Genomic DNA, 24,774 nt, shown 5'->3' with positions numbered 1-24,774 from the left:
CCGCTCCAACCCGGTCAGGAAACCGCTTGTTCCGGCGCCCACTGGGCGAGAACCGTGATCGTGCCCGGGTCGACCTCGGTGAACCCGGCGTCCCGCACGGCGACGACGCGGTCGCGCCGCCACGCGCCCTCCGGGTCGTCGCCCGGGTGCAGTTCCTTCCACTGCACCGGGGTCGCCGTGCGCACGGCGACGCGGAAGCCCTGCTCGGCCCAGGCGGCCCGCTCCGCGTCGTCCAGCAGCGCGGCGAGGATCATCGTCGCGTGCCCGACCTGGGCGGCACCCTTGCCGACGGTCATCGGGACGTGCGGGTTGAGCAGCAGCAGCGGGACGCCGTCCGGGACCGGGCCCGGCTCGTCCGGCGGCAGCTCGCTGCCGGAGATCTGCAGCCGCGCGACCTCCTTGGGCGTCTCGGTGACCAGCCCCGGCACGAGGGCCCGGGCCTCGGCGCCGTCGACCTCGACCGTGATGCCCGGCAGCTCCTGCACGGCCGCCCAGTGCGCGCCCCGCGCCCGCCGCGCGACCTTCCGGATCCGGTTGTCGAGCCAGGCCTGCATCGGCTCGGACCATTCGCCGCCGGGCTGCGAACGCTCGTCGAGGCACACCGCCAGCGCCGCGGCGGCCGCCGCCTCCAGCAGCGGGGTGCGGCCCGGCGGCTCGGCCCGTTCGATGCGGAGGATGACCGGCATGGCCCGGACTTCCTCCGGCAGCTCGTCGGAGGTGTCGGAAGTGTCTTCGGCCGGCAGCCCCAGCCAGAAGGCGTAGCGGGCACCCAGGGGGTCGAGAACGCTGCTCACGGACGCATCAGCTCGAGTCCGTCGGCGGCGTCGGCCGCTTCGACCTCGCCGCGGGTGAGGCCGAGCATGAACAGCACGGCGTCGAGGTACGGGTGCGACAGCGCGGTGTCGGCCACCTCGCGCAGCGCGGGCTTCGCGTTGAACGCGACACCCATGCCCGCGGCCGAGAGCATGTCGATGTCGTTGGCACCGTCCCCGACGGCGACGCACTGCTCGAGCGGGATGTCGTACTCGGCGGCGAAGCGGCGAAGCACCTTCGCCTTTCCCGCGCGGTCGACGACTTCGCCGACGACCTTCCCGGTGAGCTCGCCGTCGACGATCTCGAGCTCGTTCGCCACGGCGAAGTCGAGTCCCAGCTCTTCGGCCAGACCCGCGATGACCTGTGTGAAGCCGCCCGAGACGACGCCGGTGCGGAAGCCCATCCGCTTGAGGGTCCGGATCGTGGTGCGCGCGCCCGGGGTCAGCTCGAGGGACGCGGCGACCTGCTCGATCGCCGACGCCGGCAGGCCGGCCAGCAGCGCGACCCGCCGTTCCAGCGACTCGGTGAAGTTCAGTTCGCCCCGCATGGCCGCTTCGGTGATCTCGCGGATCTCCGGCTCGACGCCGGCGTGCGCGCCCAGCATCTCGATGACCTCGCCCTGGATGAGGGTCGAGTCCACGTCGAACACGACGAGCCGCTTGGCCCGCCGCATGATGCCCGCCCGCTCCACGGCGATGTCGACGCCCGCCTCGACGGCGGCGTCCGCGAGCTGGGAGCGCAACGCGGCGTCGGCGTCGACGCTGTCCTCGTGGACCGAGACGTACAGCTCCAGCCCCGTCACCGGGTAGTCGGCGACGCTGCGGATCGAGTCGATGTTGGCGCCCAGCGCGGCCAGCCGGCGCGCGACCTCCGAGAAGCCGCGCGCGGTGACCGGGCGGCCGAGGATGACCAGCACGTGCGAGGAGTCGCGGCGGCCGAGCGCGAACGGGTCGTCACCGATCGCGCTGCCGATCTTCACGTCGACCTGCATGCCGACGGACGCCATCGCCTGCTCGACCGACTCCTGCAGGCCCTCCGGGTCGCGGTAGACCCCGGCGAGCACCCCGAGCACGAGCTGCCCGCGGATGACCACCTGCTCGACGTCGAGCACGTCGACGTCGTGCCGGGTCAGCACGGCGAACAGCACGGACGAGACACCCGGCTTGTCGGGGCCGGTCGTCGTGATCAGGACGGGGGTCTGGGTCACTGGTCATCCCTCGCTCGGCAACGCTGCACGACCAGTCTGCCGGTCCGGGGTCGGACATAAGTAGAGCGCGTGCCCGGCTTCACATAAGCCGGACACGCGCTCACTCGTTCAGGTGTTACTTGTCGCCTTGCTCGCTCGCGTTGTCCTTGGAGTGGTCTCCCGGGATGACCGCTTCGGTGAGCAGCTGCGACGGCGCCGCGTGGCTGTTGACCTTCTGCTTCCCGAAGAAGCCGATCTCGCCTTCGTTATGGATGCGTTCGATCATGTGCGGGTAGTGCAGCTCGAACGCGGGCCGCTCGGAGCGGATCCGGGGAAGCTCGGTGAAGTTGTGCCGCGGCGGCGGGCAGGACGTCGCCCACTCGAGCGAGTTGCCGTAGCCCCACGGGTCGTCCACCGTGACGATCTCGCCGTACCGGTAGCTCTTGAAGACGTTCCAGATGAACGGCAGCGTCGAGGCACCGAGGATGTACGCGCCGATCGTGGAGATCGTGTTCAGCGTGGTGAAGCCGTCACTGGTCAGGTAGTCCGCGTACCGCCGCGGCATGCCCTCCGCACCCAGCCAGTGCTGGACGAGGAACGTGCCGTGGAAGCCGATGAACGTGGTCCAGAAGTGCCACTTGCCGAGCTTCTCGTCCATCATCCGGCCGGTGATCTTCGGGAACCAGAAGTAGATGCCGGCGAAGGTGGCGAACACGATCGTGCCGTAGAGCACGTAGTGGAAGTGCGCGACGACGAAGTAGCTGTCCGACACGTGGAAGTCGATCGCCGGCGCGGCCAGCAGGATGCCGGTCAGGCCGCCGAAGAGGAACGTGACGATGAAGCCCATCGAGAAGATCATCGGCGTCTCGAAGGACAGCTGGCCCTTCCACATCGTGCCGATCCAGTTGAAGAACTTGATGCCGGTCGGGACGGCGATCAGGAACGTCATGAAGGAGAAGAACGGCAGCAGCACGGCGCCGGTGGCGTACATGTGGTGCGCCCACACCGCGACCGACAGGGCCGCGATGGCCAGCGTCGCCCAGACCAGGCTCTTATAGCCGAACAGCGGCTTGCGGCTGAACACCGGGAAGATCTCCGACACGATGCCGAAGAACGGCAGCGCGACGATGTACACCTCGGGGTGGCCGAAGAACCAGAACAGGTGCTGCCAGAGGATCACGCCGCCGTTTTCGGGGTCGAACACATGCGCCCCGAGGTGCCGGTCCGCCAGCAGGCCCATCAGGGCCGCGGTCAGGATCGGGAAGGCGAGCAGGACCAGGATGCTGGTGACCAGGATGTTCCAGGTGAAGATCGGCATCCGGTACATCGTCATGCCCGGCGCGCGCAGGCAGACCACGGTGGTGATCATGTTGACCGCGCCGAGGATGGTGCCGAGACCGGAGACCACCAGGCCGGAGATCCACAGGTCCGCGCCGACGCCCGGCGAGTGGATGGCGTCCGACAGCGGGGTGTAGGCGAACCAGCCGAAGTCGGCGGCGCCACCCGGGGTCAGGAAGCCCGAGATCACGATCAGGCCGCCGAAGAGGTACAGCCAGTACGAGAACGCGTTCAGCCGCGGGAAGGCGACGTCCGGCGAGCCGATCTGCAGCGGCAGGACGAAGTTCGCGAAGCCGAAGAGGATCGGGGTCGCGTACAGCAGCAGCATCACGGTGCCGTGCATGGTGAACAGCTGGTTGTACTGCTCCTGGGACAGGAACTGCTGCCCCGGCCGCGCCAGCTCGGTGCGGATCAGCATGGCCATCGCGCCGCCCGCCATGAAGAAGGCGAACGACGTGACCAGGTACATGATCCCGATCTGCTTGTGGTCCGTCGTGCGGAACAACCGCAGCAGGTACGAACCCTTGACCGACTCGCGCGCGGGATACGGGCGCGTCGCGATCGGCTTGGGGGCTACGGCCGTCACTCCTGCCTCCAACACTGAAACCTTGTGGTGGTCATCGTCGCGCCACCGGGGGTCGGGAAGGCCCGATCCGGCGGCTTAGGTGGATCGTAGCCCTCGCTACCGACAGTCGCGCGCACCGGCTGGCAAGATCGGGGCGTGGCCGACGACTACACCCGCGCGGCGGTCCGCGCGGCCCGTGCCGTGACCACCCGGCTGGGGCTGCCCCGCCACGATCCCGAAGTGCTCCACGAGCGGTCGAACGTGCTGGTGAGGCTGGGTCCGCTGGTTGCCAGGGTGCCCGCCACGACCCGCCTGCTGCGCCCGGAGCCGTCGGCCTGGCTGGCCCGGGACGTCGCCGTCTCGAGGTTCCTCACGGATCGTGGTGTGCTCGTCGTCTCACCCACCACGGATCCCCCGGCCGGGCCGCATTTCGCGGACGGGCTGCCGGTCACGCTCTGGCACCACACCCCGCACGATCCGGGCCACCGGTACGCACCCGGCGTCGTCGCGCGCTCCCTCGCCGACCTGCACGCGGCCCTGCTCGAGTACCCCGGCGAGCTGCCCCGCCGCGGCCCGCTGGCCGAGCTCGAAGGACTCCTCGACCGGCAGGACCTCGACCCCCGCCTGCGCGCGGAGGCCGCCCGGCTCGAAGCCGCGCTGCCGGACGCCCCGGTCCGGCCGCTGCACGGCGACGCCCACCCCGGCAACCTGATCGCGACCGCGGCCGGCCCCTGCTGGCTGGACTTCGAGGACACCTGGCTGGGGCCGCTCGCCTGGGACCTCGGCATCCTGGCGCGCCAAGGCGGCCCGGAGTACCTGGCCGCCTACCCCGGCTCGGTGCCCGAAGAAGCCCTTCGCGCGTACACGCGGCTGCGAGAACTCTTCGCCGTCGCGTGGCGCTTCGTGATCGCGCAGCGGTTCCCGCACCGGCTCCCCGAAGCCCGCTCCGCGCTCGCCGACTACTTCTCGTGAGTCGCCGGGTACCAGGACAGGATCGCCTCGACCACGCCGGCCGGGTCTTCGAGCGGGGTCAGGTGGCCGGCGCCCGGCAGCACGACGAGCGTCGCGCCCGACATGACCTCGGCGATCTCGCTCGCCGCCGCGACCGGGGTGATCGGGTCCTCTTCGCCGACGATGACCAGCGCGGGGACCTTCGAGTCCCGCAGCAGGTCCAGCGAGTCCGGCCGGGTCCGCAGCGCCAGTGCGGTCCAGGAGATCCCGGCGGGCGGCTGCGACTCGATGATCTCCCGGACCGTTTCGACGAGTTCGGGACGCTGTTCGCGCGCCGACGCGGCCAGCAGGTTCGGCAGATTGGCCTCGGCGAGCCAGGTCCGGATGCCTTCGCGCTCGACGCGGGCCGCGACGTCCAGCCGCGTCTGCGCGGCCTCGGGTGTGTCGGGCGTGGCCTTGGTGTCGATGAGCACGAGCCCGCCGACCCGCTCGGGCGCGAGCCGCAGCACGGCCATGGCGAGGTAGCCGCCCATCGAGCAGCCGCCGAGCACGACGCGGTCGAGCTCCAGCCGGTCGAGCAGCGCGACGACGTCCCGCGCGGCGTCTTCCAGGCTCGGTTCACGGCCGGTTTCGGGCAGCGGCGAGCGGCCGAGCCCGCGCTGGTCGGGGGTGATCACCCGAAGGTGTGAAGCGAGAGGCTCGCGCACCGCGTTCCACATGCGGGAATCCAGTGGGAAGGCGTGGAGCAGGACCAGCGGCAGTTCGGTCATGCGCGTCATTTTGTCGGACCCCCTCGTTAGCGTCGCCGATGTGTTCACCGACATCGAAACCGACCGGCTCCGGCTGCGTCCGCTCCACGAGGCGGACCGGCAGGCGATGGTCGACATCCACACGGACCCGCGCACCAACCGCTTCCACCCGGACCCGCCCGATGTCCCGCGCGCGTCGGCGATGTTCTCGGAGTGGCTGGCGCACTGGGCCGAGCACGGCTTCGGCTACCCGGCGGTCCTCGAGCGCGGCGGAGCGGAGGTGCTCGGCACGTGCGGCGTCCGCTTGCGCGAGTTCCACGGCGAGAAGGTACTCAACCTCGGCTACCGCTTTCGCCCGTCGGCGTGGGGCAAGGGCTACGCGGTGGAGGCGGGGCTGGCGGTCCTGGAGTGGCGCGCCCGCGAGCTGCCGTCCGTGCCGGTGCTGGCGAGCGTGAGCATCGCGAACAAGCCGTCGCTGCGGGTGGCCGAGCGCCTCGGCTTCACGGAGTACACGGAGGAGATGCACGAGGGCGCGATGTCGAGGCACTACCGGCTCTGACGGACCGGCCGTTGTTTGACAACTCCAGAGCGAACACCTACCGGCAGCCGAGGCCGCAACAGGCAGGTCACCAGCGGCGATGCGGGCGCCGGCGGGCCCTGGCCTCCCAGCAGGCGCGGTGCCAGTGCCGTCGGTCGGCGACCGAGCCGGTCTCGTCGGCGGGCCAGACCACCAGGTGCGGCGTCCCCGGCCGGATCTCGTGGTCGCAGCCGGGGCAGCGGTAGACCTTGGTGGCCTGGCTGCCGGGCACCGTCCGCACGAGCCAGTCCCCGTCCGTCCCGGACTCGGCCCGCGCCCACCCGGTCGCGGCCCCCAGGTCACGCTCGGGCGGCCCGCCCTCCGAACGGCGGCCGGGACGGTTGCGTCGTGGCACGCCCAAACGTTAACCCGCCACCCCCGCCAACCGACCGCCCCGGCACGCAAACCGACCCTCCAGGCACGCAAGCCGACCGTCCCGGTACGTGAGTCGACCGTCCAAGCACGCGAGTCGACCCGCCAATCACGAGTGATGCCCCTCCAATCACACGTGATGCCTCCCCAGTCACGAGTGATGCCCCTCGAATCACCCGAGACACCGGAGGAAGCTCAAGCCGCCCGGCCCGCCACCCGGCCCCCGGCACCGAGCCGGTCCAGGATCGCCCCGTGCTCAAGGCCGTCCCACCCGAGCCGAGCCAGGGTCCGGCCGGTCCGCCGGAAGTCCTCCCCGCCGAGCACGGACATGATCGTGATCGCCGCGTCCACCACCGGCGTCCCGACCCCGGCGCACCGCGCCAGCGCCTGCAGCGGCACCAGCGTCGACCGGATGTCCTCGGTCAGGAACCGGTGGTCGAGGCTGGTCGGCGCGGCGATCGTCCGGTACGGCCGCACCGTCCGCAACGCGTCGAGCAACGTCGTGGCCGGGCAGCCGTAGTACCGATCGAGCACCTCCGTCATGGGCAGCAGCCGGGCGTCGTACGCGTCCGCCACGGCGGCGAACTCGGCCTCGGTGCGTTCGAGCAGGGCGATCGTCCGCGCCGAAACGCCGTCGACGTAGAAGAGCAGTTCCTCCGCCCGGTCGATGGTGCCGAGGTTGGCCAGCGCGATCGGCACGTGCGCCACGGCGCCGAAGTCGTGCAGGCCGCGCTCCACCGGGTTGCGCGCGACCTCCAGCATCGGGAACCACTCGCACAGCAACCCGGCCCGCCGGGCGACGGCGGCCTCGCTGCTCCCGGAGATCAGGTTCCAGCCCTTGACGCCGAGCACGGTGACGCCGTCGGTTCCGGACGGCCGCGCGGCGAACAGCGCATCGGTCTCGACGACGTCGACCTCCGGCGCCCCGGCGGCGGCGAGCGCGCAGGCGAACTCGACGCTCCCGCAGAGCTTGCCGGAGAACAGCACCACTACCTGTCCCCGGCGCAGGTGCGGTGCCAGCCGGGCGGCGACCTCCGGGTAGGCCGTGGTCACCGTGGCGACCAGGACCACGGCCCGCGCACCCAGCCCGGCCGGGTCGGCGGTCACGTCCCGGAGCGGGAAGCGCCCGTCGAGCACCCCGCGCGCGACGATCTCCCGGCGGTGCGCGATCTCCCCGACGGCGTCGAGGTCCCGGGTGTACAGGTGCACGGGCAAGTCCCGCGCGGCGAGGTACGCGGCCACGGCCCGCCCCTCGCCGCCCGCCCCGACGACCCCGATCCCGTCCAGCACGCTCATCCCGCCCACTCCCGTCAGTCCGGTACGCAGTGGACAGGTCGGCGGCAGCCGGGCGAAAGTTCCCGGCCTACCCCTGGGCCAGTGCCAGCAGCACGAGCTGCTCCGCGCCGGTGAGCGACCCGTGCTGCCCGACCAGCGAGCTCTCGACGGCCTCCGCGAGCTCCCGCACCATCCCGAACCCGCCACGGGCCGCGGCGACGACGTCGCCGATGCGCGGCAGCACCCGGTCGCTCACCGTGTGCCCGAACCAGCCCTCCGCCACCGCCTCCTCGCGCGAGCGCACCCAGGCCCGCTCGCCCAGCACCTCCCGCCAGGCCGCGAGGACGTCCGCGGCCGCGCCCGGCTCGGTGTAGACGTGCCGGGCCCGGACCTCGCCCCCGAACGTCCGGACGCCGGCCAGCAGCTCCGGGGCGTCTTCGAGGTCGAGCTTGTCGTCGACGGTCACCATCCCGTGGTCGGCCACCACCGCGAGCAGCGCGCCGGGCGGCAGACCGTCCACAAGGGACTCGACGAGCCGGTCGATCTGCCGCAGCTGCATCCGCCACGCCGTCGAGCCGGGTCCGTGGATGTGGCCGAGCAGGTCGAGGTCGCTGTGGTAGGCGTAGCAGAACGCGTGCCCCTCCAGCACCGACAACGTCCGCGCGACGAGGTCGCCCAGCGCGTGGACACCGGCGTACCGCGCGCCGCTCTGGGTGGCCAGGGTCAAGGCGGTGTCGCGGAACTGGGCGGACGACACCACCGCCGCATCGACGCCCGCCGCGGCGGCGCGCTCGAACGTCGTCGGGAGCGGCTGCACCTCGCGGGGCGGGAGCGCGCCGCGCAGGTCGCTGCCGTCTTCGTGGCTGCACCAGCGCAGCGCGTTGAGCACGCCGGCGCCGGGCATCTCGAAGGTGTAGCCGACCATCCCGTGCTCGCCCGACGCGAGCCCGGTGCCGATCGCGGCCACCCCGGCGGCGGTCGTCGACGGGAAGCCCACGCGCAGCGGCTCGCGGGCGAGCTCGGTCAGCACCGGGGCGTCCGCCGCGTGCTCGGCGAGCAGCTCCCAGCCGAGCCCGTCGACGAGCAGCACGCAGGCGCTGCGGGCCTCCGGCAGGCTGAGCGTGTTCCCGCAGCCGGGTACGCCGAGCGCGGCGAGCAGGGACGGGACGACCTGGCCGAGGTGGGGCACGTCGGCGAGCGAGGGCGGCTGCACGCGCCCAGCTTCCCATCCCCGGGCGGCTCCGGCGATAATCGCCGCATGCCGACCTACGCCTACCGCTGCCGCGAGTGCACCGAGACGTTCGAGCTCCTGCGCCCGATGAGCGAATCCGGCGCGCCGGCCACCTGCCCGGAGGGCCACGCCGACACCGTCAAGCTGCTCACCACGGTCGCGCTGACCGGGGCCGCGGGCGGTCCCGCGGCCCCGGCAGGCGGTGGCGGTGGCTGCTGCGGTGGCGGCTGCTGCGGCTGACCGGGCTCAGAGCGCCTTCAGCGCCTGCTCCAGGTCGGCCCAGAGGTCCTCGACGTCCTCGAGACCGGCCGACAACCGGATCAGCTGGTCGGACACCCCGGCGTCGTGGCGGTCGCCCTCGGCCACGATCCGGTGGCTGATCGAGCCCGGGTGCTGGATCAGCGTGTCGACGCTGCCCAGGCTGACGGCCGGCGTGATCAGCCGGACGGCCCCGATCAGGGCGTGCGGGTCGCCGTCGACCTCGAACGCCACCAGCGGGCCGCCGATCCGCGGGTGGTGGACGGCGGTCACGGCCGGGTGCTCGCCGAGCCGGGCGGCCAGCGTCGCGGCGGTCGCCGACGCCGCGGTGACGCGCAGCGGCAGCGTGGAAAGCCCGCGCAGCAACAGGTATCCGGCGAGCGGGTGCAGCACACCGCCGGTGGCGAAGCGGATCTGCCGCAGCCGGGCGGCTTCCGCCGCGTCGCACGCGACAATCCCGCCCATCACGTCGCCGTGGCCGCCGAGGAACTTCGTCGCGCTGTGCAGCACGATCCGGGCGCCGTGGCGGCCGGGGCGCTGGAGCACCGGGGTGGCGAAGGTGTTGTCCACCAGGAGCGGCACGTCGCCGCAGGCGAGCGCCAGCTCGGCGATGTCGGCCTCGGCCAGCGTCGGGTTCGCCGGCGTCTCGACGAACACCAGCCCGGTGTCCGGCCGCAGCGCGGCGGCGACGGCGTCGGGTGCGGCCCAGGTGACCTCGGTGCCGAGCAGCCCGGACTCCAGCAGGTGGTCGCTGCAGCCGTACAGCGGGCGCACCGCGACGACGTGCCGCTTCCCCTGCGCCACCGCGGAAAGCAGGCAGGCCGAGACGGCGGCCATGCCGCTGGCGAATGCGACGCCGTGCTCGAAGCCTTCGAGCTCGGCGAGCGCCCGCTCGAACCGTTCGACGGTCGGGTTGCCCACCCGGCCGTAGATCGGCGGGCCGTCGAGCTCGGCGCCGGCGGCGAAGGCGTCGATCCGGGCGGCTTCGGCGGCACTGTCGCGGGACGGGTAGGTCGTGGACAGGTCGAGCGGAGCGGCGTGCAGGCCGAGGTCCGTGAGATCGTCACGGCCGGCGTGGACGGCTCGCGTGCGCAGCGAGGAGGTCATGCCAGCATGGTCGAGCTTTCCCCGGATCGGGAGCAACACTCTCGGATATGATTCGGCGATGTCCGCTTCCGTCGAACTCAGTCCGGTTGATCTCGAAATCCTGCGCCTGCTGCAGAACGATGCCCGGATCACCAACAAGGACCTGGCGGCCGCGGTCGGCATCGCGCCGTCGACCTGCCTGGACCGCGTCGCCCGGCTGCGGGAAACCGGCGTGATCACCGGGCAGCACGCGTCGGTCGACGCGGCGAAGCTCGGGCGGCCGCTGGAGGCTTTCCTGTTCGTCCAGGTCCGGCCGCACCGGCGGCCGCTGGTGGACCCGTTCATCGAGCACCTGCTTTCGCTGCCGGAGGTGCGCGCGGTCTACCACCTGACCGGGCCGGACGACTTCCTCGCGCACGTCGCCACCAGCTCCGCCGGCGAGCTGCAGCGGCTGGTCCTCGACGAGCTGACCGCGCGGGACGAGGTCGCCCGCGTCCACACGAACCTGGTGTTCCAGCACTGGAGCGGCGGCCCGCTGCTGCCGCCGGGAACGTGAACTCAGAGCGTTTCGAGCCAGCGGCGGGTCTGGCGCGGGGACGTCAGCCGGACGACGGCCGGGCCGGGCGGCTCGGCCGCCCAGGCCCGGATGCGGTCCCGCTTGCGCGCGAACGACGCGAAGTGCCAGCGGAGGATCGAGTCCGTGGAAAACACCTGGCGGAACGATTCGACGTTGCCGTTGCAGATCCGGCGCCGGGTCACCGCCCGCACGAACGTCCGGCGCACCAGGCGGCTCAGCGAAAGCCAGCGCGGGTAGTCGAGGCCCACGATCAGTTCGGCGCGGGGCAGCACGACGTCCTGCCACTTGCTGTAGACGGCGTCGAGGACCCAGCGCGGCTCCCCGCACACCTCGGCGACCAGGCGGCGCTGCTCGTCGTCGGGGGTGCCGACCCAGCCCGGCTGCCAGCAGATGTCGTCCGCGGAGTGGTAGGGCAGGCCGGTGCGCTCGGCGATCCGGGCCGCGAGCGTGGACTTGCCCGAGCCGGTGACGCCGTAGACGACGATGCGGTCAGGCGTCGAGGTCACGAGCGGGCTCCCGCGGGGCGCGGTAGGGCAGGGTCTGGCTGTAGACGAGGTTCGTGGTCGTGCTGCCGAACTGGCACAGCTCGTCCACCGTGCGCTCGAGGTGGGCCATGGAGGCCGCGGCGATCTTGAGCGTGTAGCAGTCGTCGCCGGTGGTGCGCAGGCATTCGAGGATCTCCGAGCGCTCGGCGAGCAGCTTGTGCAACGGCTCGTGCCTGCTGCCCGGGTACTTGAGCCGGACCACGGCCAGCACCGGGTAGCCGAGCTTGCCGAGGTCGATCTCGGCGCGGTAGCCGCTGATCACGCCGGTGGACTCGAGCCGCCGGAGGCGTTCGGTGGCCGCGGACGCGCTGAGGTTCACCCGGCGGCCGAGCTCGGTGAGCGGCAGCCGGGCGTCGCGCTGGAGCTCGGCGAGGATCGCCCAGTCCGTCGCGTCGAGACTCTCGGTCATTCCCCGAACATACCGTGGGATCCACGGCCGAACGGGCCGAACGCCGTGATCGTTCCCTTCCGGATCCGGGCAAAACGTCGATAGCCTTTCCCGGTGAAGATCGGCGTGAACGTCCCCAACTTCGGCCCCGGCACGGATCCGGGCGTCCTGCGGTCCTGGGCGCAGACGGTGGAGGGCCTCGGTTTCGACCTGCTGATGGTGTCCGACCACGTCGCCATCACGCCGGACGTCGCCGAGCAGTACCCGGCGCCGTTCTACGAGCCGTTCACGACGTTGTCGTGGCTGGCGGGCGTGACGCGGAAGGTGCGGCTGGGCACCACCGTGCTCGTGGTGCCGTACCGCCATCCCCTGCTGGTGGCGCGGATGGCCGCGAACCTCGACCAGCTCAGTGGCGGCCGGCTCGTGATCGGGGCCGGGATCGGCTGGGCCAGGCAGGAGTTCGAGGCGCTGGGCGTGCCGTTCGAGCAGCGCGGCAAGCTCACCACCGAGCACCTGCGGGCGATCCGGGCCGCGTGGGCCGAGCGTGACGACTACCGCGTGGACCCGATCCCGCTGTGGCTCGGCGGGCACAGCGACGCCGGGTTGCGCCGGGCGATCGAGCTCGGCGATGCCTGGCACCCGCTGCGGCTGACGCCGGCCGGGTTCCGGGAAGGCCTGGGGCGCCTGGAAAAGCTGGCAGGCGACCGGCCGGTGCCCGCCTTCGCGCCGCGGATCCTGCTGCGGCTGACGGCGGCGCCGGTGGACGGGCCGGACCGGCTCGCCGGGCACGGCACGCTCGAGCAGGTCCTCGACGATCTGGCGCAGCTGGGGGCGCTGGGGGCGGACACGGTCGTGCTCGACCCGTTCGACACGGACCCGGCCGAAACGCTGCGCCCGGAGGTGGCGTGGCGAGACCTCGCGGCGGTGGCCGCGTCCTGGAAGGAGAACCGGTGAAGGACACCGAAGAAACCCTGCTGCGGCGGGCGATCGAGCTGGCCCGCGAAGCGCGCGAGGAACACGGCAACCCGCCGTTCGGTTCCCTGCTGGCCGACGCCGACGGGAACATCCTGGCCGAGGACCGCAACACTTCGTTGACGGACAACGACATCACGGCCCACCCGGAGCTGAAGCTGGCCCGCTGGGCGGCGCAGCACCTCGACCCGGAAACCGCGGCGGCCACGACGATGTTCACCAGCACGCAGCCGTGCGGGATGTGCACCGGGGCGATCGAGCGGTCCGGGCTCGGCCGGGTCGTCTTCGCGCTGTCGACGGAACAGTTCCTCACCCTGCGGCCGCCGGTGACGTGGGGCGACCACAAGCTGGAGGGTCCCGCGCTGTTCGACGAGGCGCGGGTGCCGGTCGAGGGCTACTACAAGTGACGAGCTACCAGGTGCACCCGGTGGCGCGCATCGAGTCACCGCTGACGGACCGCGCGGCGGCCCCGAAGCAGGGCGACGAGGGCGCGCCACCGTCCCGGGTGGTGTTCGACCCGGCGTTCACCGCGGCGGCGGCCGACCTCCGCCCGGGCGACCGCCTGGTCCTCCTGACGTGGCTGCACGAGGCGGACCGCGAGGTGCAGGCGGTCCACCCGCGCAGCGACCCGGACCGGCCGCTGCAGGGTGTGTTCTCGACGCGCTCTCCGGACCGTCCGAACCCGATCGGCCTCCACACGGTGACGGTGACGGCGGTGGAGGGCGGCACGGTGACCGTCACCGGCTCCGAAGCCATCGACGGCACGCCGGTCCTCGACGTGAAGCCGGTCCTCGGCGAGGTGACCGAGCGCTGATCAGTAGTCCTTGAAGCCCTTCCCGGTCTTCCGGCCCAGCCGCCCCGCTGTCACGAGGTGCTCCAACAGCGGCGCCGGCGCGAAGCCTTCTTCGCGGAACTCGTTGTAGAGCGTCCGCTGGATGGCCAGGGAGACGTCGAGGCCGACGACGTCCAGCAGCTCGAACGGGCCCATCGGCAGGCCGCAGCCGACCTTCATGGCCGTGTCGATGTCGTCCGCGCCCGCGTAGTGGGCCTCCAGCATCTTCACCGCGTCGTTGAGGTACGGGAACAGCAACGCGTTGACGATGAAGCCCGCGCGGTCGCCGCAGTGCACCGCGTGCTTGCCCACCGCGGCGCAGACCGCGCTCGCCGTCGCCACCACGTCCGGGGCGGTCGCGATCGTCGACACCACCTCGACCAGCTTCATCACCGGGGCCGGGTTGAAGAAGTGGAGGCCGATCACGTCGGCGGGCCGGGACGTCGAGGCCGCGCACTCGATCACCGGCAGCGAAGACGTCGTCGTCGCCAGGACCACGCCGGGGCGGACCACCTCGTCCAGTGCGGCGAACACCGCCTGCTTGACCGCCAGTTCCTCGGCCACCGCCTCGATGACCAGGTCGACGTCGGCCAGTGCCTCGAAATCGGTGACCGGGGTGATGCGAGCCAAGGCAAGCGCAGCGTCCTCTTCGGACAGTTTGCCCCGGACCACGGCCTTGTCGAGCGACTTCTTGACGCGAGCCACGGATGCCTGCGCCTTCTCCAGGCTCCGGGCGCGCAGCACCACGTCGAGGCCGCGCTTGGCGAACACCTCCGCGATGCCGGTGGCCATCGTCCCGGTGCCGATCACCCCGACCCGCGCCACCGGGCGCGGCGGGGCTCCCTCCACTGTGGACGCTGCCGCCGCATCCACGACCACGTTGGGCGAGTCCGGGGCGTCGTAGGTGTAGAAGCCCCGGCCGGTCTTGCGGCCCAGCAGGCCCGCCGTGATCATCTGCTTCAGCAGCGGCGCCGGCGCGTGCAGGCGGTTGCGGGACTGGTGGTACATCGTGTCGAGGATCTCGTTCGCGGTGTCCAGCCCGATCAGGTCGAGCAGCGCGAGCGGGCCCATCGGGTAGCCGCAGCCGAAGCGCATCGCGGCGTCGAGGTCCTCGCGGGTGGCGTAGCGCTGCTCGTACATCCGCACCGCGTGGTTGAGGTAGCCGAACAGCAGCGCGTTGGCGATGAAGCCGGCGCGGTCGCCGATCACCACCGGCACCTTGCCCAGGCGCTCGGCGAACTCGACGACTTCGGCGACCACGTCCGGTTCGGTCACCACCGTCTTGACGATCTCGACGAGCTTCAGCACCGGCGCCGGGTTGAAGAAGTGCATCCCGACGACCTTGCCGGGCCGCGCGGTGTGCACGCCGATCTCGGTGATCGACAGCGACGACGTGTTGGACGCGAAGACCACTTCAGGCCGGGTGATCTTGTCCAGCTCGGCGAAGACCTCGGCCTTCAGCTCGAGGCTCTCCGGGATCGCCTCGATCACCAGGTCCACTTCGGACAGATCGGAAAGCGACGTGCGGTAGCGGATCCGGCCCAGCAGCGCCGCACGCCCGGCCGCGTCCAGCTTGCCGCCGGCGAGCGCGCGTTCGGTGGAGTGCTCGAGGTGGCCGCGGCCGCGGGCCACCCCGGCTTCGTCGAGTTCGACCGTGATCACGTCGAGCCCGCTGCGCGCGAGCACTTCGGCGATGCCGGCCCCCATGGTGCCCAGGCCGACCACACCGACCGTCGAAATGTCCCGCGCCATCGAGGCCTCCAGAGATGTTACTCGCTGGTAATTGGCCTCGATACTGCCAGGGCCACCGCCGGAAGCCCAGACGGAATCGAGTCAGTACCGCTCAAGTCACCCGGTCGGCGACGCCGCCTCACTCGCCGAAATTGCCGTCCACCAGCTCTTTCGCCTTCTCCAGCGCGGCGGAAGCCTGCGGCCCGCGCGCCCGGACGCGGATCCGGTCGCCCTGGCGGGCGCCGAGCGACATCAGGGCCAGGACGCTGTGGCCGTCGGCCTCCTGGTCGCCGAGCCGCACGGTCACCTCGGCGTCGAACCCGCTGAGCGTGCGCACCAGCACCGCGGCGGGCCGGGCGTGCAACCCGACCTCGTTGTGCAGCTCCAGTTCGATTTCGGCGGTGTCGGCGGTGTCGGCGTCGTCTCCGGCGGGCGGCGCCAGGTCCTCCGGGAGGCCGGCCGCCGCGGCGGCTTCGGCCACCGCCTTGCGGTCCCGCCCGGCCTGCGCGGCGACGGCCGCGGCGATCGCGCCCTCGACCAGCGGGCCGTCGGCGACGATCGCGGCCGAGGGATCGGCCAGCGATTCGACGGCGAGCTCCGCGGTCATCTGGGCACTGCCGAGGTCGTAGAGCAGCACGACGCCGTCGCCGGAGTCCGCGCGCTGGGTGGCGGCGACGACCTCGTCGTAGTCCGTGCCGATCGAGCCGTCGGAGAGGCCGCCGGCCGGCACGATGGTGACGTCCGGCGCCATCTGGGCGGCCAGCTCGGCGAGGCCTTCGGCGAGCTTCGCACTGTGCGACACGAGCACGATTCCCACGCTCACCGGGCGGCCTCCGCGAACGCCCGCAGCAACAGGGCCGACGACCGGGCGCCGGGGTCGAGGTGCCCCACCGCCCGCTCGCCGAGGTAGGACGCCCGGCCCTTCCGCGGCACGAGGTCCACAGTGGACTCCGCGCCGGTGTCGGCCGCGTCGGCCGCCGCGGTCAGCACCGCGGCGACGTCGCCGCCCTCGGCCGCCTTCTCCGCGGCCGCCACCGCGGGGATCAGGGCGTCGACCATGGTCGCGTCACCGCCCACCGCCTTGCCGCGGGCCTGGACGCCTTCGAGGCCGGCGCGCAGCGCGTCCAGCAGCGCCGGGACGTCGAGGTCGGCGGCCGCGCCCAGCTTGGCCGACGCACGCAGGAAAGCCGTGCCGTACAACGGCCCCGCGGCCCCGCCGACCTTGGAGATCAACGTCGTCGCGACGAGCTTCAGCACCCCGCCGGGGGTGTCCGGAACCGCGGAGTCCAGCGCCGCCACGACGGCCGCGAAACCGCGGTTGAGGTTCTCGCCGTGGTCGCCGTCGCCGATCGCGCGGTCGAGGTCGATCAGCTCCACGCGGTGCTCGGCGACCACCGCGGCGGCGGCGCGCACCGCGGCCGCGACCCCTTCGGCGGTACAGGCCATCAGAGCCCCCACCGCAGGGCCGCGGTGTTGACCGGCGCGTCCCACAGCTCGGTCAGCTCGTCGTCCAGTTTGAGCAGCGTCAAGCTCATCCCCTGCATCTCGAGGCTGGTGATGTACGGGCCGACCAGCCGGCGCTCGACCACGATCCCACGATCGGCCAGCAGCCGCTCGGCGATGCCGTGGGCCAGGTAGAGCTCGACGAGCGGGGTGCCGCCCATCGAGTTGGTGAACAGCAGCACGCGGTCGCCCGAGGCGAAGGGCAGGTCCGACACGACGGCCTCGACCATCCGCGCCACCAGCGCGTCGGCCGGCTCGGCCGACAGCCGCTCGCGACCGGGCTCGCCGTGGATGCCGATGCCGAACTCGATCTCGTCGTCGGCGAGGTCGAAGCTGGGGGTGCCGGCGTGCGGCACGGTCGGCGCGGTGAGCGCGACGCCGATCGACCGGACCTGGCCGATCACCTTCTGCGCCAGCGCGGTCACGGCGTCGAGCGAGTCGCCGCGCTCGGCGGCGGCGCCGGTGATCTTCTCCAGCAGCACCGTGCCGCCGACCCCACGGCGGCCGGCGGTGTACGTCGAGTCCTTGACCGCGACGTCGTCGTCGATCACCACGCTGCGCACCTCGAGGCCCTCGGCGGCGGCCAGCTCGGCGGCCGTCTCGAAGTTCAGCACGTCGCCGGTGTAGTTCTTCACGATGAGTAGGGCGCCCGCCTCGCCGGTGGTCGCGGTGACCGCGGCCTGCACCGCGTCCGGCGTCGGCGAGGTGAACACCGCGCCGGGCACGGCGGCGGCGAGCATGCCCCGGCCGACGAAGCCGCCGTGCAGCGGCTCGTGCCCGGACCCACCGCCGGAGATGACGGCGACCTTCCCCGCGACCGGGGCGTCGGCTCTGATCACGACGTCCGGGTCGTACTGGACACGAAGGACATCGGCGTGCGCTGCGGCGAGGCCCCGCAGCGACTCGGCGACCACGTTCGCCGGATCGTTGATGATCTTCTTCACGGCAGCCTCCGGCACATCGGCGGGTGGGGTGTCCCCTTCCTACCTCTCCGCGCGGCTCGCCGCCAGGTCAGGGTTTGGGGAGCTTGGTGACCACGTTCTTCGCCACGGCCACCGCCTTGCCGCACGGATCGCCGTCGTTGTCGTCGTAGCCCTGGTAGTCCACCTGGGCCAGTTCGACGTCGTCGCCCTGCCACGGCCGGTGCTGCCACTCCACCTTGCACCGGGCCGAACCCCCGGTCTGCTGCTTCTGGAAGGCGGTCACGCCGCCGCCGAGGTCCACCTTGGAGTAACCGTCGCCGGCCAGCGGCGGCAGGCCCGGCCGGAACCCGACCGTCACCGAGGGGCCCCGGTCCTTCCACTCGCACGAGTGCAGGCCCGAGGGCGCGGGCTTCGCGGACGGCACGACGGCGGTCACCGCCGCCGCGTCGGCCATCGCGCACGGGTCGGCGGTCAGCACGGTGCCCGCGGGCGTCGAGTACTTCTCCGGCGAGTTGTGCAGCTTCTGGACGACGGCCTCGACGAGCGCCTGCCCGGGGCGGCAGGGGTCACCGGCGTAGGTGACCGACACCTCGAGCGCCAGGTCCGGGTTGAGCGCCGTCATCGCGGCGACCGTGCAGTCGGTGTCGCCGGTCTTGTTCACCCGCAGCGGCAGGCCGCCGGCCGCCCCGGTCGTCTTGTCCGCCCGCGGCGCCACGGTGCTGCCGATCTCGAGCTCGAGCCGGATCTCCTTGCCGCCGGGGTCCTTCACCTTGTTGCTGCAGGTGTCGAAGGCGATGGACGACGGCGACGGGTCGTCCCCGGCCGTGCCGAGGCCCAGCCCGCCGAGGGCGTCCTTGGTCAGGAACTGGCACGGCTGGATCGTGCGGAGCACGCCGGCCGCCACGGCGGGGTCGGTGATCGGGCCGTCGGCGACCTGGCCGGAGCCGGCCGCGGCGGGCACCGTCGTCCGGGCGAAGTTGGACTTGCCGAGGTCCGGCCCGCACGCCGTCAGCGGCAGCGCGAGCGCGGTGACCAGCAGGAACAGCTTCGGGAAACGGCGGCGCCGAACGTCGAGGAACACGCGGTGCACGGTAGCGGCACCTTCGCGCCGCTGTCCGGACAACCCGGCTATTCGCCCGCCGCCGGTGTGTCGCCCGTCTCGGCCGCCGGCTCGGCCGGCACGACGAGCGGGCGGACCAGCGCCCAGGTGACGAACAGCGCCGAGACCACCAGCATGCCGATCCCGGCCCACAGGTTGATGTTGACGCCGGCCGCCTTCGCGATCTCCTCGTCGGAGGTGAAGCCGATGCCCATCACGGTGAGGATGACGCCGTAGACGCCGATCAGCAGGGCGATGATCAGCCGGATGTCGAAGGCGCCTGCCTTGTGTGCGCGCGGCTGCGACTCGGTAGCCATTCCGACCTCCTAGAAGATGACGTTCAGGGCGATGGTCAGGACGAGCACGATGCCCGCGAGCAGGCCCGGCTTGCGGTACCAGCCCGCGTTCTCGCCGGTCGAGTCGTGCTGGCGGGTCTCCTTCGGCGTGAGCGAGTAGACCAGGCCGACCAGCTCCTCGTCCGGCTTCGGCTTGGTCGCCAGCGAGACGACGACGCTCACCACGATGTCGACCACGAAGGCGACACCGGCGGCGACGAAGCTGGTGCCCTGGCCTTCCAGGCCGATCACCCCGGCCTGCGACAGGCCCCAGATCGTGATCGCGGACGCGGTCCCGAGCACCAGGCCGCTCCAGCCGGCGTGCGGGGTCATCCGCTTCCAGAACATGCCCAGGATGAACGTCGCGAACAGCGGCGCGTTGAAGAAGGAGAACAGGTCCTGCAGGTAGTTCAGGATGTTGCCGGAGTTCGACGCGATGAACGCGGTGCCGATCGCCAGGATCGTGCCTGCCGACGTCACCACGCGGCCCAGGTTCAGGTAGTAGTGGTCCGGCTTGTCCTTCTTCACGTACGTCTGCCAGATGTCGTACGTGAAGACCGTGTTGAACGAGCTCAGGTTCGCCGCCATACCGGCCATGAACGAGGCCAGCAGACCGGCGATGGCGATGCCGAGCATGCCGTTGGGCAGCAGGTCGCGCATCAGCAGCAGCAGCGCGTTGTTGAACGTGACGCCGCTTTCGGCCTTGCCGCCGTCGAGCAGCACCTGCTTGTCCTTGACGTACTCGGACACGGTGACCGCGGCGATCATGCCGGGGATGATCACGATGAACGGCACCAGCATCTTCGGGAACGCGCCGATGATCGGCGTGCGCCGCGCGGCCGACATGCTCTTGGACGCCATCGCACGCTGGACCTCGACGAAGTTCGTCGTCCAGTAGCCGAAGGAGAGCACGAAGCCGAGGCCGAAGACGATGCCCAGCACCGAAAGGAGGCTGTTGCCGAAGCCGGTCAGGTTGTCACCGGGCCACGAGTGCAGCTGCGCGGTGCCGCCCGGGCTGTTGGTCACCTTGTCGACCAGGCCCTGCCAGCCGCCGACCTTGACCAGGCCGATGATCGTCAGCGGCACCAGCGCGATGACGATGACGAAGAACTGCAGGACCTCGTTGTAGATGGCGGCGGAGAGGCCGCCGAGCGCGGTGTAGGAGAGCACGATCGCGGCGGCGACGATGATCGACACCCACAGCGGCCAGCCCAGCAGCAGGTTCACCACGCTGGCCAGCAGGAACAGGTTCGCGCCCGCGATGAGGATCTGGGCCGCGGCGAAGCTGACGCCGTTGACCAGGTGGGCCGGCTTGCCGAAGCGCCGCCGCATGAACTCCGGGACGCTGCGGACCTTGGAGCCGTAGTAGAAGGGCATCATCACGATGCCGAGGAACAGCATCGCCGGGATGGCGCCGATCCAGAAGTAGTGCACGGTCGGCAGGCCGTACTGGGCGCCGTTGGCCGACATGCCCATCACCTCGACCGCGCCGAGGTTCGCCGAGATGAACGCCAGGCCGGTGACCCAGGCGGGCAGCGACCGGCCGGACAGGAAGAAGTCGAGGCTGCTCGACACCTGCCGCCGCGCCAGGTACCCGATGCCCAGCACGAGAACGAAGTAGAACGCCAATTCGATGTAGTCGATCGCGCTCGCGTCGAGTCGCAGGTTCGCATCGGCTAGGACGAGCACCCGACCCACCTCCGGCAGTTCCTTTTTGAAACAGGACAAGAACCGACAGGAATCACCAGCATCCCGTCGGATCCGGACAGTACTGCATGGATTCAGGGTCGGCACGCCGACGTGTCCAAAATGGTCAGAGGGCGCGTCCTCCCGGCGTTGACCAGGGAGGACGCGCCCTCGTTCGGCGCGCCGCGGGAGCGGAGCGGGATCAGCGGTCGGTCGGCACGGCGATCTCGCCGTCCTCGGAGATCAGGTGGGCCAGCACTTCGTCCGGCAGGTAGGTCCGGTGCGGGAAGCCCGGGCCCCACGAGTTGAGGATCGGCACGGCGCCGAGCGCGTCGGCCCGCGGGTTGCCGAGCACGGAGTGCACGTCGTCGACCGACTTCGCCCAGCGGAACGCCTTGATGCCCTGCTTGGCCTCGGGGGTGTACTTCTCGCGGGCCTGCCAGTCGTCGTTCGCGTACGAGTCGTCCCACAGGACGTGCCCGGTCTCCTTGAGCACCTCGGCCGCGGCCCGCACCGACGTGCCGTTCTCGTCACCGGGGTTCGTCTCGGGCCACTCGTCGCGCAGCTTGGCCTGGTCCCAGAGCCAGCGGGCCGTGTACTCGCTGCCGTTGAAGATCGACATGCACCGCGACCAGCCGAAGCCGACGCAGGCGCCCTCGTGACCCTGGTCGTAGAACGCGTACCAGGCATCGGTGTCCGGCGTGCCACCCGGCTCGAGGCACACGCAGTGGCCGCCGCGGATGTGGCCGAGTTTCTTGACGCCGGCCTTCGCGATGAAGAACTCACCGGAGGTCTCGTCCTGCTCCGGCGAGTCGAAGGCGGAGTACCAGTTGACCCCGATCACGACCGGCGACCGGGTGGGCCGGTCCTCCTCGGCCAGCGCGCCGAGCGGATACCTTTCGACGTGCCGCCAGTCGTCCGGAATGAACCGGCCCAGCCGCGGGTCGGCCGGATCGGAACCGAGTGGGCGATAACGCATGTCTTCCTCCTTGCGTGCAGGCAAAAATGCGCACACGCCGGCCGGATGGCATGCGCACCCCGAGCTCGAAGGCGGACTGAAACGTTGGCACGACGAAGAAAGACGGCCGAGCGCACCACCCTCCGGCCACACCGGAACCCCGGCGGAACCCCTCGAATCAAGTGTGGCACAGCACGGTCGAATAAGATCCCGATCTCACCCGAACAGCGCACGAATCGCGGTGAAAAAGTTTCCGCTGACCACACGGGCGGCTATCGGGTCAAAGATTTCCTGGCGGAGTAATAACCACCGAATCAGATACATCGATTTCGGCATCGATTCGGTATCGCCCCGGATACCGCTCGTTCGGGCAGCCGTGGGGTCGATTTTTCAACGACAGCGGTCAGTCCGCAGCCCGCCGGAAGCGCGGCACGCGCCCGGCGGGCGTCTCCACCGTCCCGGCGAACATCGCCTTCGGCCGCACCCACAGCCCGCGCTCGCCGTAGAGCGCGCGGTACACCACGAGTTCCTCTTCGGTCTCGCTGTGCCGGGCGACGCCCACCACCTCGTACTCGCCACCCTTGTAGTGGACGTACCGCCCCGGCTCCACCGTCAGAACAGCCGGAACTCGTCGGACTCGATGCCGCGCAGCTCGTCGTAGTCCAGGGTCAAGCAGCGGATTCCGCGGTCCTCGGCCAGTGTGCGGGCCTGTGGCTTGATGATCTGGGCCGCGAACACGCCCTGCACCGGCGCCAGGAGCGGGTCGCGGTTGAGCAGCTCCAGGTACCGCGTCAGCTGCTCGACACCGTCGATTTCGCCGCGGCGCTTGATCTCGACCGCCACCGAACGGCCTTCGGCGTCGCGGGCCATGATGTCGACCGGGCCGATCGCCGTCGGGAATTCGCGGCGGACCAGTGTGTAGCCGTCGCCCAGGGTTTTGATGTGCTCGGCCAGGAGTTCCTGCAGGTGCGCTTCCACGCCGTCCTTCTGCAGGCCCGGTTCCGCGCCCAGGGCCTGTGAGTAGTCGTGGAAGACCTCTTCGATCGAGATCACCAGCTTCTCGCCCTGCTTGTTCTCCACGATCCAGAGCTTGCCGTCCTCGATCAGCCAGCAGGGCGGGCTCATCCAGTTCAACGGCTTGTACGCACGGTCGTCGGAGTGCACCGACACCGAGCCGTCGGACTTGACGAGCAGCAGGCGGGTGGCCATCGGCAGGTGGGCGGTCAGCCGGCCGGCGTAGTCGACCTGGCACCGCGCGATCACGAGACGCACCCGAGGAGGGTAGGACAGGGTCGGTGATACTGGGCGCGTGGACCCCATTCAGCGTGTCGCGTCCCGCGAGGTGTACCGGAACAACTGGATGACCGTGCGGGAGGACGAGATCCGCCGCTCCGACGGCTCGCCGGGCATCTACGGCGTGATCGACAAGCCGTCGTACGCACTGGTCATCGCCCAGGACGGCGACCGGTTCCGGCTGGTCGAGCAGTTCCGCTACCCGCTCGGCGAGCGGCGCTGGGAGTTCCCGCAGGGCACCGCGCCGAACCTGGCGGACGTGCCGCCTGCCGAGCTCGCCGTGCGTGAACTGCGCGAAGAGACCGGGCTGCGGGCCGGCTCGATGGTCCCGCTCGGCAAGCTCGACGTCGCCGCCGGCATGAGCAGCCAGCGGGGCTGGGTGTTCCTCGCCACGGACATCACCGAGGGCGAGCCGGAACGCGAGCACGAGGAACAGGACATGCGCAGCGCGTGGTTCGCCCGCGCCGACGTCGAGAAGATGATCCTCGCCGGCGAGATCACCGACGCGCAGTCGATCGCGGCGTGGGCGCAGCTCACGCTGTCCGAGCGGCACCGGCCTTGAGCATCCCGCGGATCACCAGGTGGTGGAACGGCTTGATGAGCGCGAAGTAGGCCGGGCCGACGCGGTTGTGGAAGTGCACGAGCGTGCCGAGCCGGAAGCCGCGGGGGATCGCCTCGACCGTCAGGTACCCGGTCAGGTGACTGTCGTCGACACCCGCGACGAGGTAGCGCTCGGGATCGCCGGCCCGGACCGTGAAGAACGCCACCCGGTCGCCGGGCGCGAACCCGACGTCCTCGGGCCGCAGCCGGCCGGATCGCGGCACGGACGCGGTCTCCAGCCGCAGCGCCTTCGCGAGCAGGTACCGGACGCCGAAGAGGGCCTTCACCCAGGCCGGCGACCAGCCGAACACGCCGGCGACGAACTCGCGCAGGCTGTTCTCGCTCTCGATCTCCTTGAACTCGACGTAGTCCGCGCCCTCGGCGAACGGTTCGGTCATTTCGCTCTCCCCAGTACCAGTTCCAGCGCGTCCTTGAGCTGCCGCCCGGACAGCGGCGGCACGACTTGCCCGGCGCCGACGACGATCAGGTACAGCGCCTGCGCCAGGCCGGCGTCGCCGCTGACCTCGGTCAGGTAGGCCACCCGGGTCCGGTCGACGCGCTCCTGGACCGCCCGCGCTTCGGCGTCCTGCAGGGCCCAGGCCCGCACGGCGATCTCCAGCCCGAGGCCCGGCCCCGGCGCGAGGACGAGCTTCAGCAGCGCGCCCAGCCTGCCGTCCGGCGCCGCCTCCGCCTGCTCCACGAACCGGGTCGTGCGCTCGGTCTCGAAGTGCTCCAGCAGGGCCGTGCGGAACCCGCCCGTGCCCTTGAAGTGGTGGTAGAAGGAGCCCTTCGACAGGCCGAGCCGCTCGGTCAGCCGCTCGACCGTCACCGCCGGCGCGCCCTGCTCGGCCAGCAGCACCAGCCCCGCGTCCAGCCAGTCACGCCTGCTCGCCATGGCCATACCATACCGTATGGTACGGTCCGCGGCCAC

General features: G+C 71.4%; 30 protein-coding genes. 8 read left to right on the top strand and 22 right to left on the bottom strand.

The window, feature by feature from the left end:
- Positions 1-14: 14 nt before the first annotated feature.
- The 3 genes from HUT10_RS35905 to ctaD form a co-directional block, all read right to left on the bottom strand.
- Positions 15-794: a peptidyl-tRNA hydrolase gene (locus HUT10_RS35905; RefSeq protein WP_176175247.1), complete on the bottom strand. Its 780-nt coding sequence runs from the start codon at positions 792-794 to the stop codon at positions 15-17.
- Positions 791-2,020 carry a phosphoserine phosphatase SerB gene (serB, locus tag HUT10_RS35900; protein ID WP_176175246.1) on the bottom strand — a complete coding sequence of 410 codons (1,230 nt, stop codon included), beginning with the start codon at positions 2,018-2,020 and terminating at the stop codon, positions 791-793. The genes HUT10_RS35905 and serB overlap by 4 nt, the downstream gene beginning before the upstream one ends.
- Positions 2,021-2,135: 115 nt before the next feature.
- Positions 2,136-3,923 carry a cytochrome c oxidase subunit I gene (gene ctaD, locus HUT10_RS35895; protein WP_176175245.1) on the bottom strand — a complete coding sequence of 596 codons (1,788 nt, stop codon included), beginning with the start codon at positions 3,921-3,923 and terminating at the stop codon, positions 2,136-2,138.
- Positions 3,924-4,058: 135 nt separating this feature from the next.
- Here ctaD and HUT10_RS35890 point away from each other — a divergent pair, with 135 nt between their 5' ends.
- A complete protein-coding gene (locus HUT10_RS35890) occupies positions 4,059-4,874 on the top strand; it encodes a phosphotransferase (RefSeq protein ID WP_176175244.1) in 816 nt (271 codons plus the stop codon).
- On the opposite strand, the gene HUT10_RS35885 is transcribed toward HUT10_RS35890, so the two are convergent.
- A complete protein-coding gene (locus HUT10_RS35885; protein ID WP_176175243.1) occupies positions 4,862-5,623 on the bottom strand; it encodes an alpha/beta fold hydrolase in 762 nt (253 codons plus the stop codon). The two genes, HUT10_RS35890 and HUT10_RS35885, sit on opposite strands and share 13 nt — an antisense overlap.
- Between HUT10_RS35885 and HUT10_RS35880 the strand changes: the two genes are divergently transcribed.
- Positions 5,622-6,161 (top strand): GNAT family N-acetyltransferase, encoded by a 540-nt coding sequence (locus HUT10_RS35880; RefSeq protein ID WP_176175242.1) that lies wholly within the window; start codon positions 5,622-5,624, stop codon positions 6,159-6,161. The genes HUT10_RS35885 and HUT10_RS35880 overlap by 2 nt on opposite strands.
- 67 nt (positions 6,162-6,228) lie before the next feature.
- On the opposite strand, the gene HUT10_RS35875 is transcribed toward HUT10_RS35880, so the two are convergent.
- The 3 genes from HUT10_RS35875 to HUT10_RS35865 form a co-directional block, all read right to left on the bottom strand.
- On the bottom strand, positions 6,229-6,534 hold the full coding sequence (locus tag HUT10_RS35875) for a hypothetical protein (RefSeq protein ID WP_176175241.1): 306 nt from the start codon (positions 6,532-6,534) through the stop codon (positions 6,229-6,231).
- A gap of 212 nt (positions 6,535-6,746) precedes the next feature.
- The gene (locus tag HUT10_RS35870) at positions 6,747-7,847 is read right to left on the bottom strand and encodes an NAD/NADP-dependent octopine/nopaline dehydrogenase family protein (protein WP_176175240.1); all 1,101 of its coding nucleotides are present in this window, start codon (positions 7,845-7,847) and stop codon (positions 6,747-6,749) included.
- Positions 7,848-7,914: 67 nt separating this feature from the next.
- On the bottom strand, positions 7,915-9,039 hold the full coding sequence (locus HUT10_RS35865; protein ID WP_176175239.1) for an alkaline phosphatase family protein: 1,125 nt from the start codon (positions 9,037-9,039) through the stop codon (positions 7,915-7,917).
- Positions 9,040-9,084: 45 nt separating this feature from the next.
- On the opposite strand from HUT10_RS35865, the gene HUT10_RS35860 reads away from it, so the two are divergent.
- Positions 9,085-9,297 carry a zinc ribbon domain-containing protein gene (locus HUT10_RS35860; RefSeq protein WP_176175238.1) on the top strand — a complete coding sequence of 71 codons (213 nt, stop codon included), beginning with the start codon at positions 9,085-9,087 and terminating at the stop codon, positions 9,295-9,297.
- Between the two features lie 6 nt (positions 9,298-9,303).
- On the opposite strand, the gene HUT10_RS35855 is transcribed toward HUT10_RS35860, so the two are convergent.
- Complete coding sequence (locus HUT10_RS35855) at positions 9,304-10,422, bottom strand: PLP-dependent aspartate aminotransferase family protein (protein WP_176175237.1); 1,119 nt, start codon at positions 10,420-10,422, stop codon at positions 9,304-9,306.
- A gap of 58 nt (positions 10,423-10,480) precedes the next feature.
- Here HUT10_RS35855 and HUT10_RS35850 point away from each other — a divergent pair, with 58 nt between their 5' ends.
- Positions 10,481-10,957, top strand: coding sequence for an Lrp/AsnC family transcriptional regulator (locus tag HUT10_RS35850; protein ID WP_176175236.1), 477 nt, complete (start codon positions 10,481-10,483; stop codon positions 10,955-10,957).
- Positions 10,958-10,959: 2 nt separating this feature from the next.
- Here the strand turns inward: HUT10_RS35850 and HUT10_RS35845 are convergent, their stop codons facing one another.
- Positions 10,960-11,484, bottom strand: a complete 525-nt coding sequence (locus HUT10_RS35845) for an adenylate kinase (protein WP_176175235.1) — start codon at positions 11,482-11,484, stop codon at positions 10,960-10,962.
- The gene (locus HUT10_RS35840; RefSeq protein ID WP_176175234.1) at positions 11,468-11,932 is read right to left on the bottom strand and encodes an Lrp/AsnC family transcriptional regulator; all 465 of its coding nucleotides are present in this window, start codon (positions 11,930-11,932) and stop codon (positions 11,468-11,470) included. Before HUT10_RS35840 ends, HUT10_RS35845 begins: the two co-directional genes overlap by 17 nt.
- A gap of 93 nt (positions 11,933-12,025) precedes the next feature.
- Between HUT10_RS35840 and HUT10_RS35835 the strand changes: the two genes are divergently transcribed.
- Genes HUT10_RS35835 through tsaA form a run of 3 tightly spaced genes read left to right on the top strand, consistent with a single transcriptional unit; the run spans position 12,026 to position 13,697 of the window.
- Positions 12,026-12,865: an LLM class flavin-dependent oxidoreductase gene (locus HUT10_RS35835; protein WP_176175233.1), complete on the top strand. Its 840-nt coding sequence runs from the start codon at positions 12,026-12,028 to the stop codon at positions 12,863-12,865.
- On the top strand, positions 12,862-13,290 hold the full coding sequence (locus HUT10_RS35830; RefSeq protein WP_176175232.1) for a nucleoside deaminase: 429 nt from the start codon (positions 12,862-12,864) through the stop codon (positions 13,288-13,290). The genes HUT10_RS35835 and HUT10_RS35830 overlap by 4 nt, the downstream gene beginning before the upstream one ends.
- The gene (tsaA, locus tag HUT10_RS35825; RefSeq protein ID WP_254897170.1) at positions 13,287-13,697 is read left to right on the top strand and encodes a tRNA (N6-threonylcarbamoyladenosine(37)-N6)-methyltransferase TrmO; all 411 of its coding nucleotides are present in this window, start codon (positions 13,287-13,289) and stop codon (positions 13,695-13,697) included. Before HUT10_RS35830 ends, tsaA begins: the two co-directional genes overlap by 4 nt.
- Here tsaA and HUT10_RS35820 read toward each other — a convergent pair whose 3' ends face one another.
- From HUT10_RS35820 to nucS, 10 genes are all read right to left on the bottom strand, one after another.
- The gene (locus tag HUT10_RS35820) at positions 13,698-15,467 is read right to left on the bottom strand and encodes a 3-hydroxyacyl-CoA dehydrogenase family protein (protein ID WP_176175231.1); all 1,770 of its coding nucleotides are present in this window, start codon (positions 15,465-15,467) and stop codon (positions 13,698-13,700) included.
- A 118-nt stretch (positions 15,468-15,585) separates the two neighbouring features.
- Positions 15,586-16,269 carry a dihydroxyacetone kinase phosphoryl donor subunit DhaM gene (gene dhaM, locus HUT10_RS35815; RefSeq protein WP_176175230.1) on the bottom strand — a complete coding sequence of 228 codons (684 nt, stop codon included), beginning with the start codon at positions 16,267-16,269 and terminating at the stop codon, positions 15,586-15,588.
- On the bottom strand, positions 16,266-16,892 hold the full coding sequence (dhaL, locus tag HUT10_RS35810) for a dihydroxyacetone kinase subunit DhaL (protein WP_176175229.1): 627 nt from the start codon (positions 16,890-16,892) through the stop codon (positions 16,266-16,268). Before dhaL ends, dhaM begins: the two co-directional genes overlap by 4 nt.
- Complete coding sequence (gene dhaK / locus HUT10_RS35805) at positions 16,892-17,893, bottom strand: dihydroxyacetone kinase subunit DhaK (protein WP_176175228.1); 1,002 nt, start codon at positions 17,891-17,893, stop codon at positions 16,892-16,894. Before dhaK ends, dhaL begins: the two co-directional genes overlap by 1 nt.
- Before the next feature lie 67 nt (positions 17,894-17,960).
- Positions 17,961-18,953: a DUF3558 domain-containing protein gene (locus tag HUT10_RS35800; RefSeq protein WP_254897169.1), complete on the bottom strand. Its 993-nt coding sequence runs from the start codon at positions 18,951-18,953 to the stop codon at positions 17,961-17,963.
- 47 nt (positions 18,954-19,000) lie between these two features.
- Positions 19,001-19,288, bottom strand: a complete 288-nt coding sequence (locus HUT10_RS35795; RefSeq protein ID WP_176175226.1) for a hypothetical protein — start codon at positions 19,286-19,288, stop codon at positions 19,001-19,003.
- A 9-nt stretch (positions 19,289-19,297) separates the two neighbouring features.
- Entirely contained in the window at positions 19,298-20,995 is a 1,698-nt protein-coding gene (locus HUT10_RS35790; protein WP_176175225.1) for a sodium:solute symporter family protein, read from the bottom strand.
- A gap of 199 nt (positions 20,996-21,194) precedes the next feature.
- Positions 21,195-21,971 carry a hypothetical protein gene (locus HUT10_RS35785; RefSeq protein ID WP_176175224.1) on the bottom strand — a complete coding sequence of 259 codons (777 nt, stop codon included), beginning with the start codon at positions 21,969-21,971 and terminating at the stop codon, positions 21,195-21,197.
- A 382-nt stretch (positions 21,972-22,353) separates the two neighbouring features.
- Positions 22,354-22,560, bottom strand: coding sequence for a DUF1653 domain-containing protein (locus HUT10_RS35780; protein ID WP_176175223.1), 207 nt, complete (start codon positions 22,558-22,560; stop codon positions 22,354-22,356).
- Positions 22,561-22,562: 2 nt separating this feature from the next.
- Positions 22,563-23,222 (bottom strand): endonuclease NucS, encoded by a 660-nt coding sequence (nucS, locus tag HUT10_RS35775; protein WP_167384890.1) that lies wholly within the window; start codon positions 23,220-23,222, stop codon positions 22,563-22,565.
- Between the two features lie 37 nt (positions 23,223-23,259).
- Between nucS and HUT10_RS35770 the strand changes: the two genes are divergently transcribed.
- Positions 23,260-23,805, top strand: a complete 546-nt coding sequence (locus HUT10_RS35770) for an NUDIX hydrolase (protein ID WP_176175222.1) — start codon at positions 23,260-23,262, stop codon at positions 23,803-23,805.
- Here HUT10_RS35770 and HUT10_RS35765 read toward each other — a convergent pair.
- Together HUT10_RS35765 and HUT10_RS35760 are read right to left on the bottom strand one after the other, a co-directional pair.
- Positions 23,777-24,241, bottom strand: a complete 465-nt coding sequence (locus HUT10_RS35765; protein WP_176175221.1) for a DUF2867 domain-containing protein — start codon at positions 24,239-24,241, stop codon at positions 23,777-23,779. The genes HUT10_RS35770 and HUT10_RS35765 overlap by 29 nt on opposite strands.
- Positions 24,238-24,738 (bottom strand): TetR/AcrR family transcriptional regulator, encoded by a 501-nt coding sequence (locus HUT10_RS35760; protein ID WP_254897168.1) that lies wholly within the window; start codon positions 24,736-24,738, stop codon positions 24,238-24,240. Before HUT10_RS35760 ends, HUT10_RS35765 begins: the two co-directional genes overlap by 4 nt.
- Positions 24,739-24,774: the final 36 nt, after the last annotated feature.

This window comes from Amycolatopsis sp. Hca4, from assembly GCF_013364075.1.
In the GTDB taxonomy this organism is placed as follows: Bacteria; Actinomycetota; Actinomycetes; order Mycobacteriales; family Pseudonocardiaceae; genus Amycolatopsis.
Note: the sequence above shows the minus strand (reverse complement) of the source record. Positions and strands in the feature narration are given on the sequence as shown.

Bases quoted from the DNA above. Each gene is read 5' to 3' on its own strand.
- HUT10_RS35795 (WP_176175226.1), bottom strand. From the start codon at position 19,288: ATGGCTACCGAGTCGCAGCCGCGCGCACACAAGGCAGGCGCCTTCGAC.
- HUT10_RS35850 (WP_176175236.1), top strand. From the start codon at position 10,481: ATGTCCGCTTCCGTCGAACTCAGTCCGGTTGATCTCGAAATCCTGCGC.
- HUT10_RS35785 (WP_176175224.1), bottom strand. From the start codon at position 21,971: ATGCGTTATCGCCCACTCGGTTCCGATCCGGCCGACCCGCGGCTGGGC.
- HUT10_RS35880 (WP_176175242.1), top strand. From the start codon at position 5,622: ATGCGCGTCATTTTGTCGGACCCCCTCGTTAGCGTCGCCGATGTGTTC.
- HUT10_RS35885 (WP_176175243.1), bottom strand. From the start codon at position 5,623: ATGACCGAACTGCCGCTGGTCCTGCTCCACGCCTTCCCACTGGATTCC.
- HUT10_RS35870 (WP_176175240.1), bottom strand. From the start codon at position 7,847: ATGAGCGTGCTGGACGGGATCGGGGTCGTCGGGGCGGGCGGCGAGGGG.
- dhaL (WP_176175229.1), bottom strand. From the start codon at position 16,892: ATGGCCTGTACCGCCGAAGGGGTCGCGGCCGCGGTGCGCGCCGCCGCC.
- HUT10_RS35760 (WP_254897168.1), bottom strand. From the start codon at position 24,738: ATGGCGAGCAGGCGTGACTGGCTGGACGCGGGGCTGGTGCTGCTGGCC.
- HUT10_RS35765 (WP_176175221.1), bottom strand. From the start codon at position 24,241: ATGACCGAACCGTTCGCCGAGGGCGCGGACTACGTCGAGTTCAAGGAG.
- HUT10_RS35860 (WP_176175238.1), top strand. From the start codon at position 9,085: ATGCCGACCTACGCCTACCGCTGCCGCGAGTGCACCGAGACGTTCGAG.
- HUT10_RS35840 (WP_176175234.1), bottom strand. From the start codon at position 11,932: ATGACCGAGAGTCTCGACGCGACGGACTGGGCGATCCTCGCCGAGCTC.
- HUT10_RS35820 (WP_176175231.1), bottom strand. From the start codon at position 15,467: ATGGCGCGGGACATTTCGACGGTCGGTGTGGTCGGCCTGGGCACCATG.
- HUT10_RS35855 (WP_176175237.1), bottom strand. From the start codon at position 10,422: ATGACCTCCTCGCTGCGCACGCGAGCCGTCCACGCCGGCCGTGACGAT.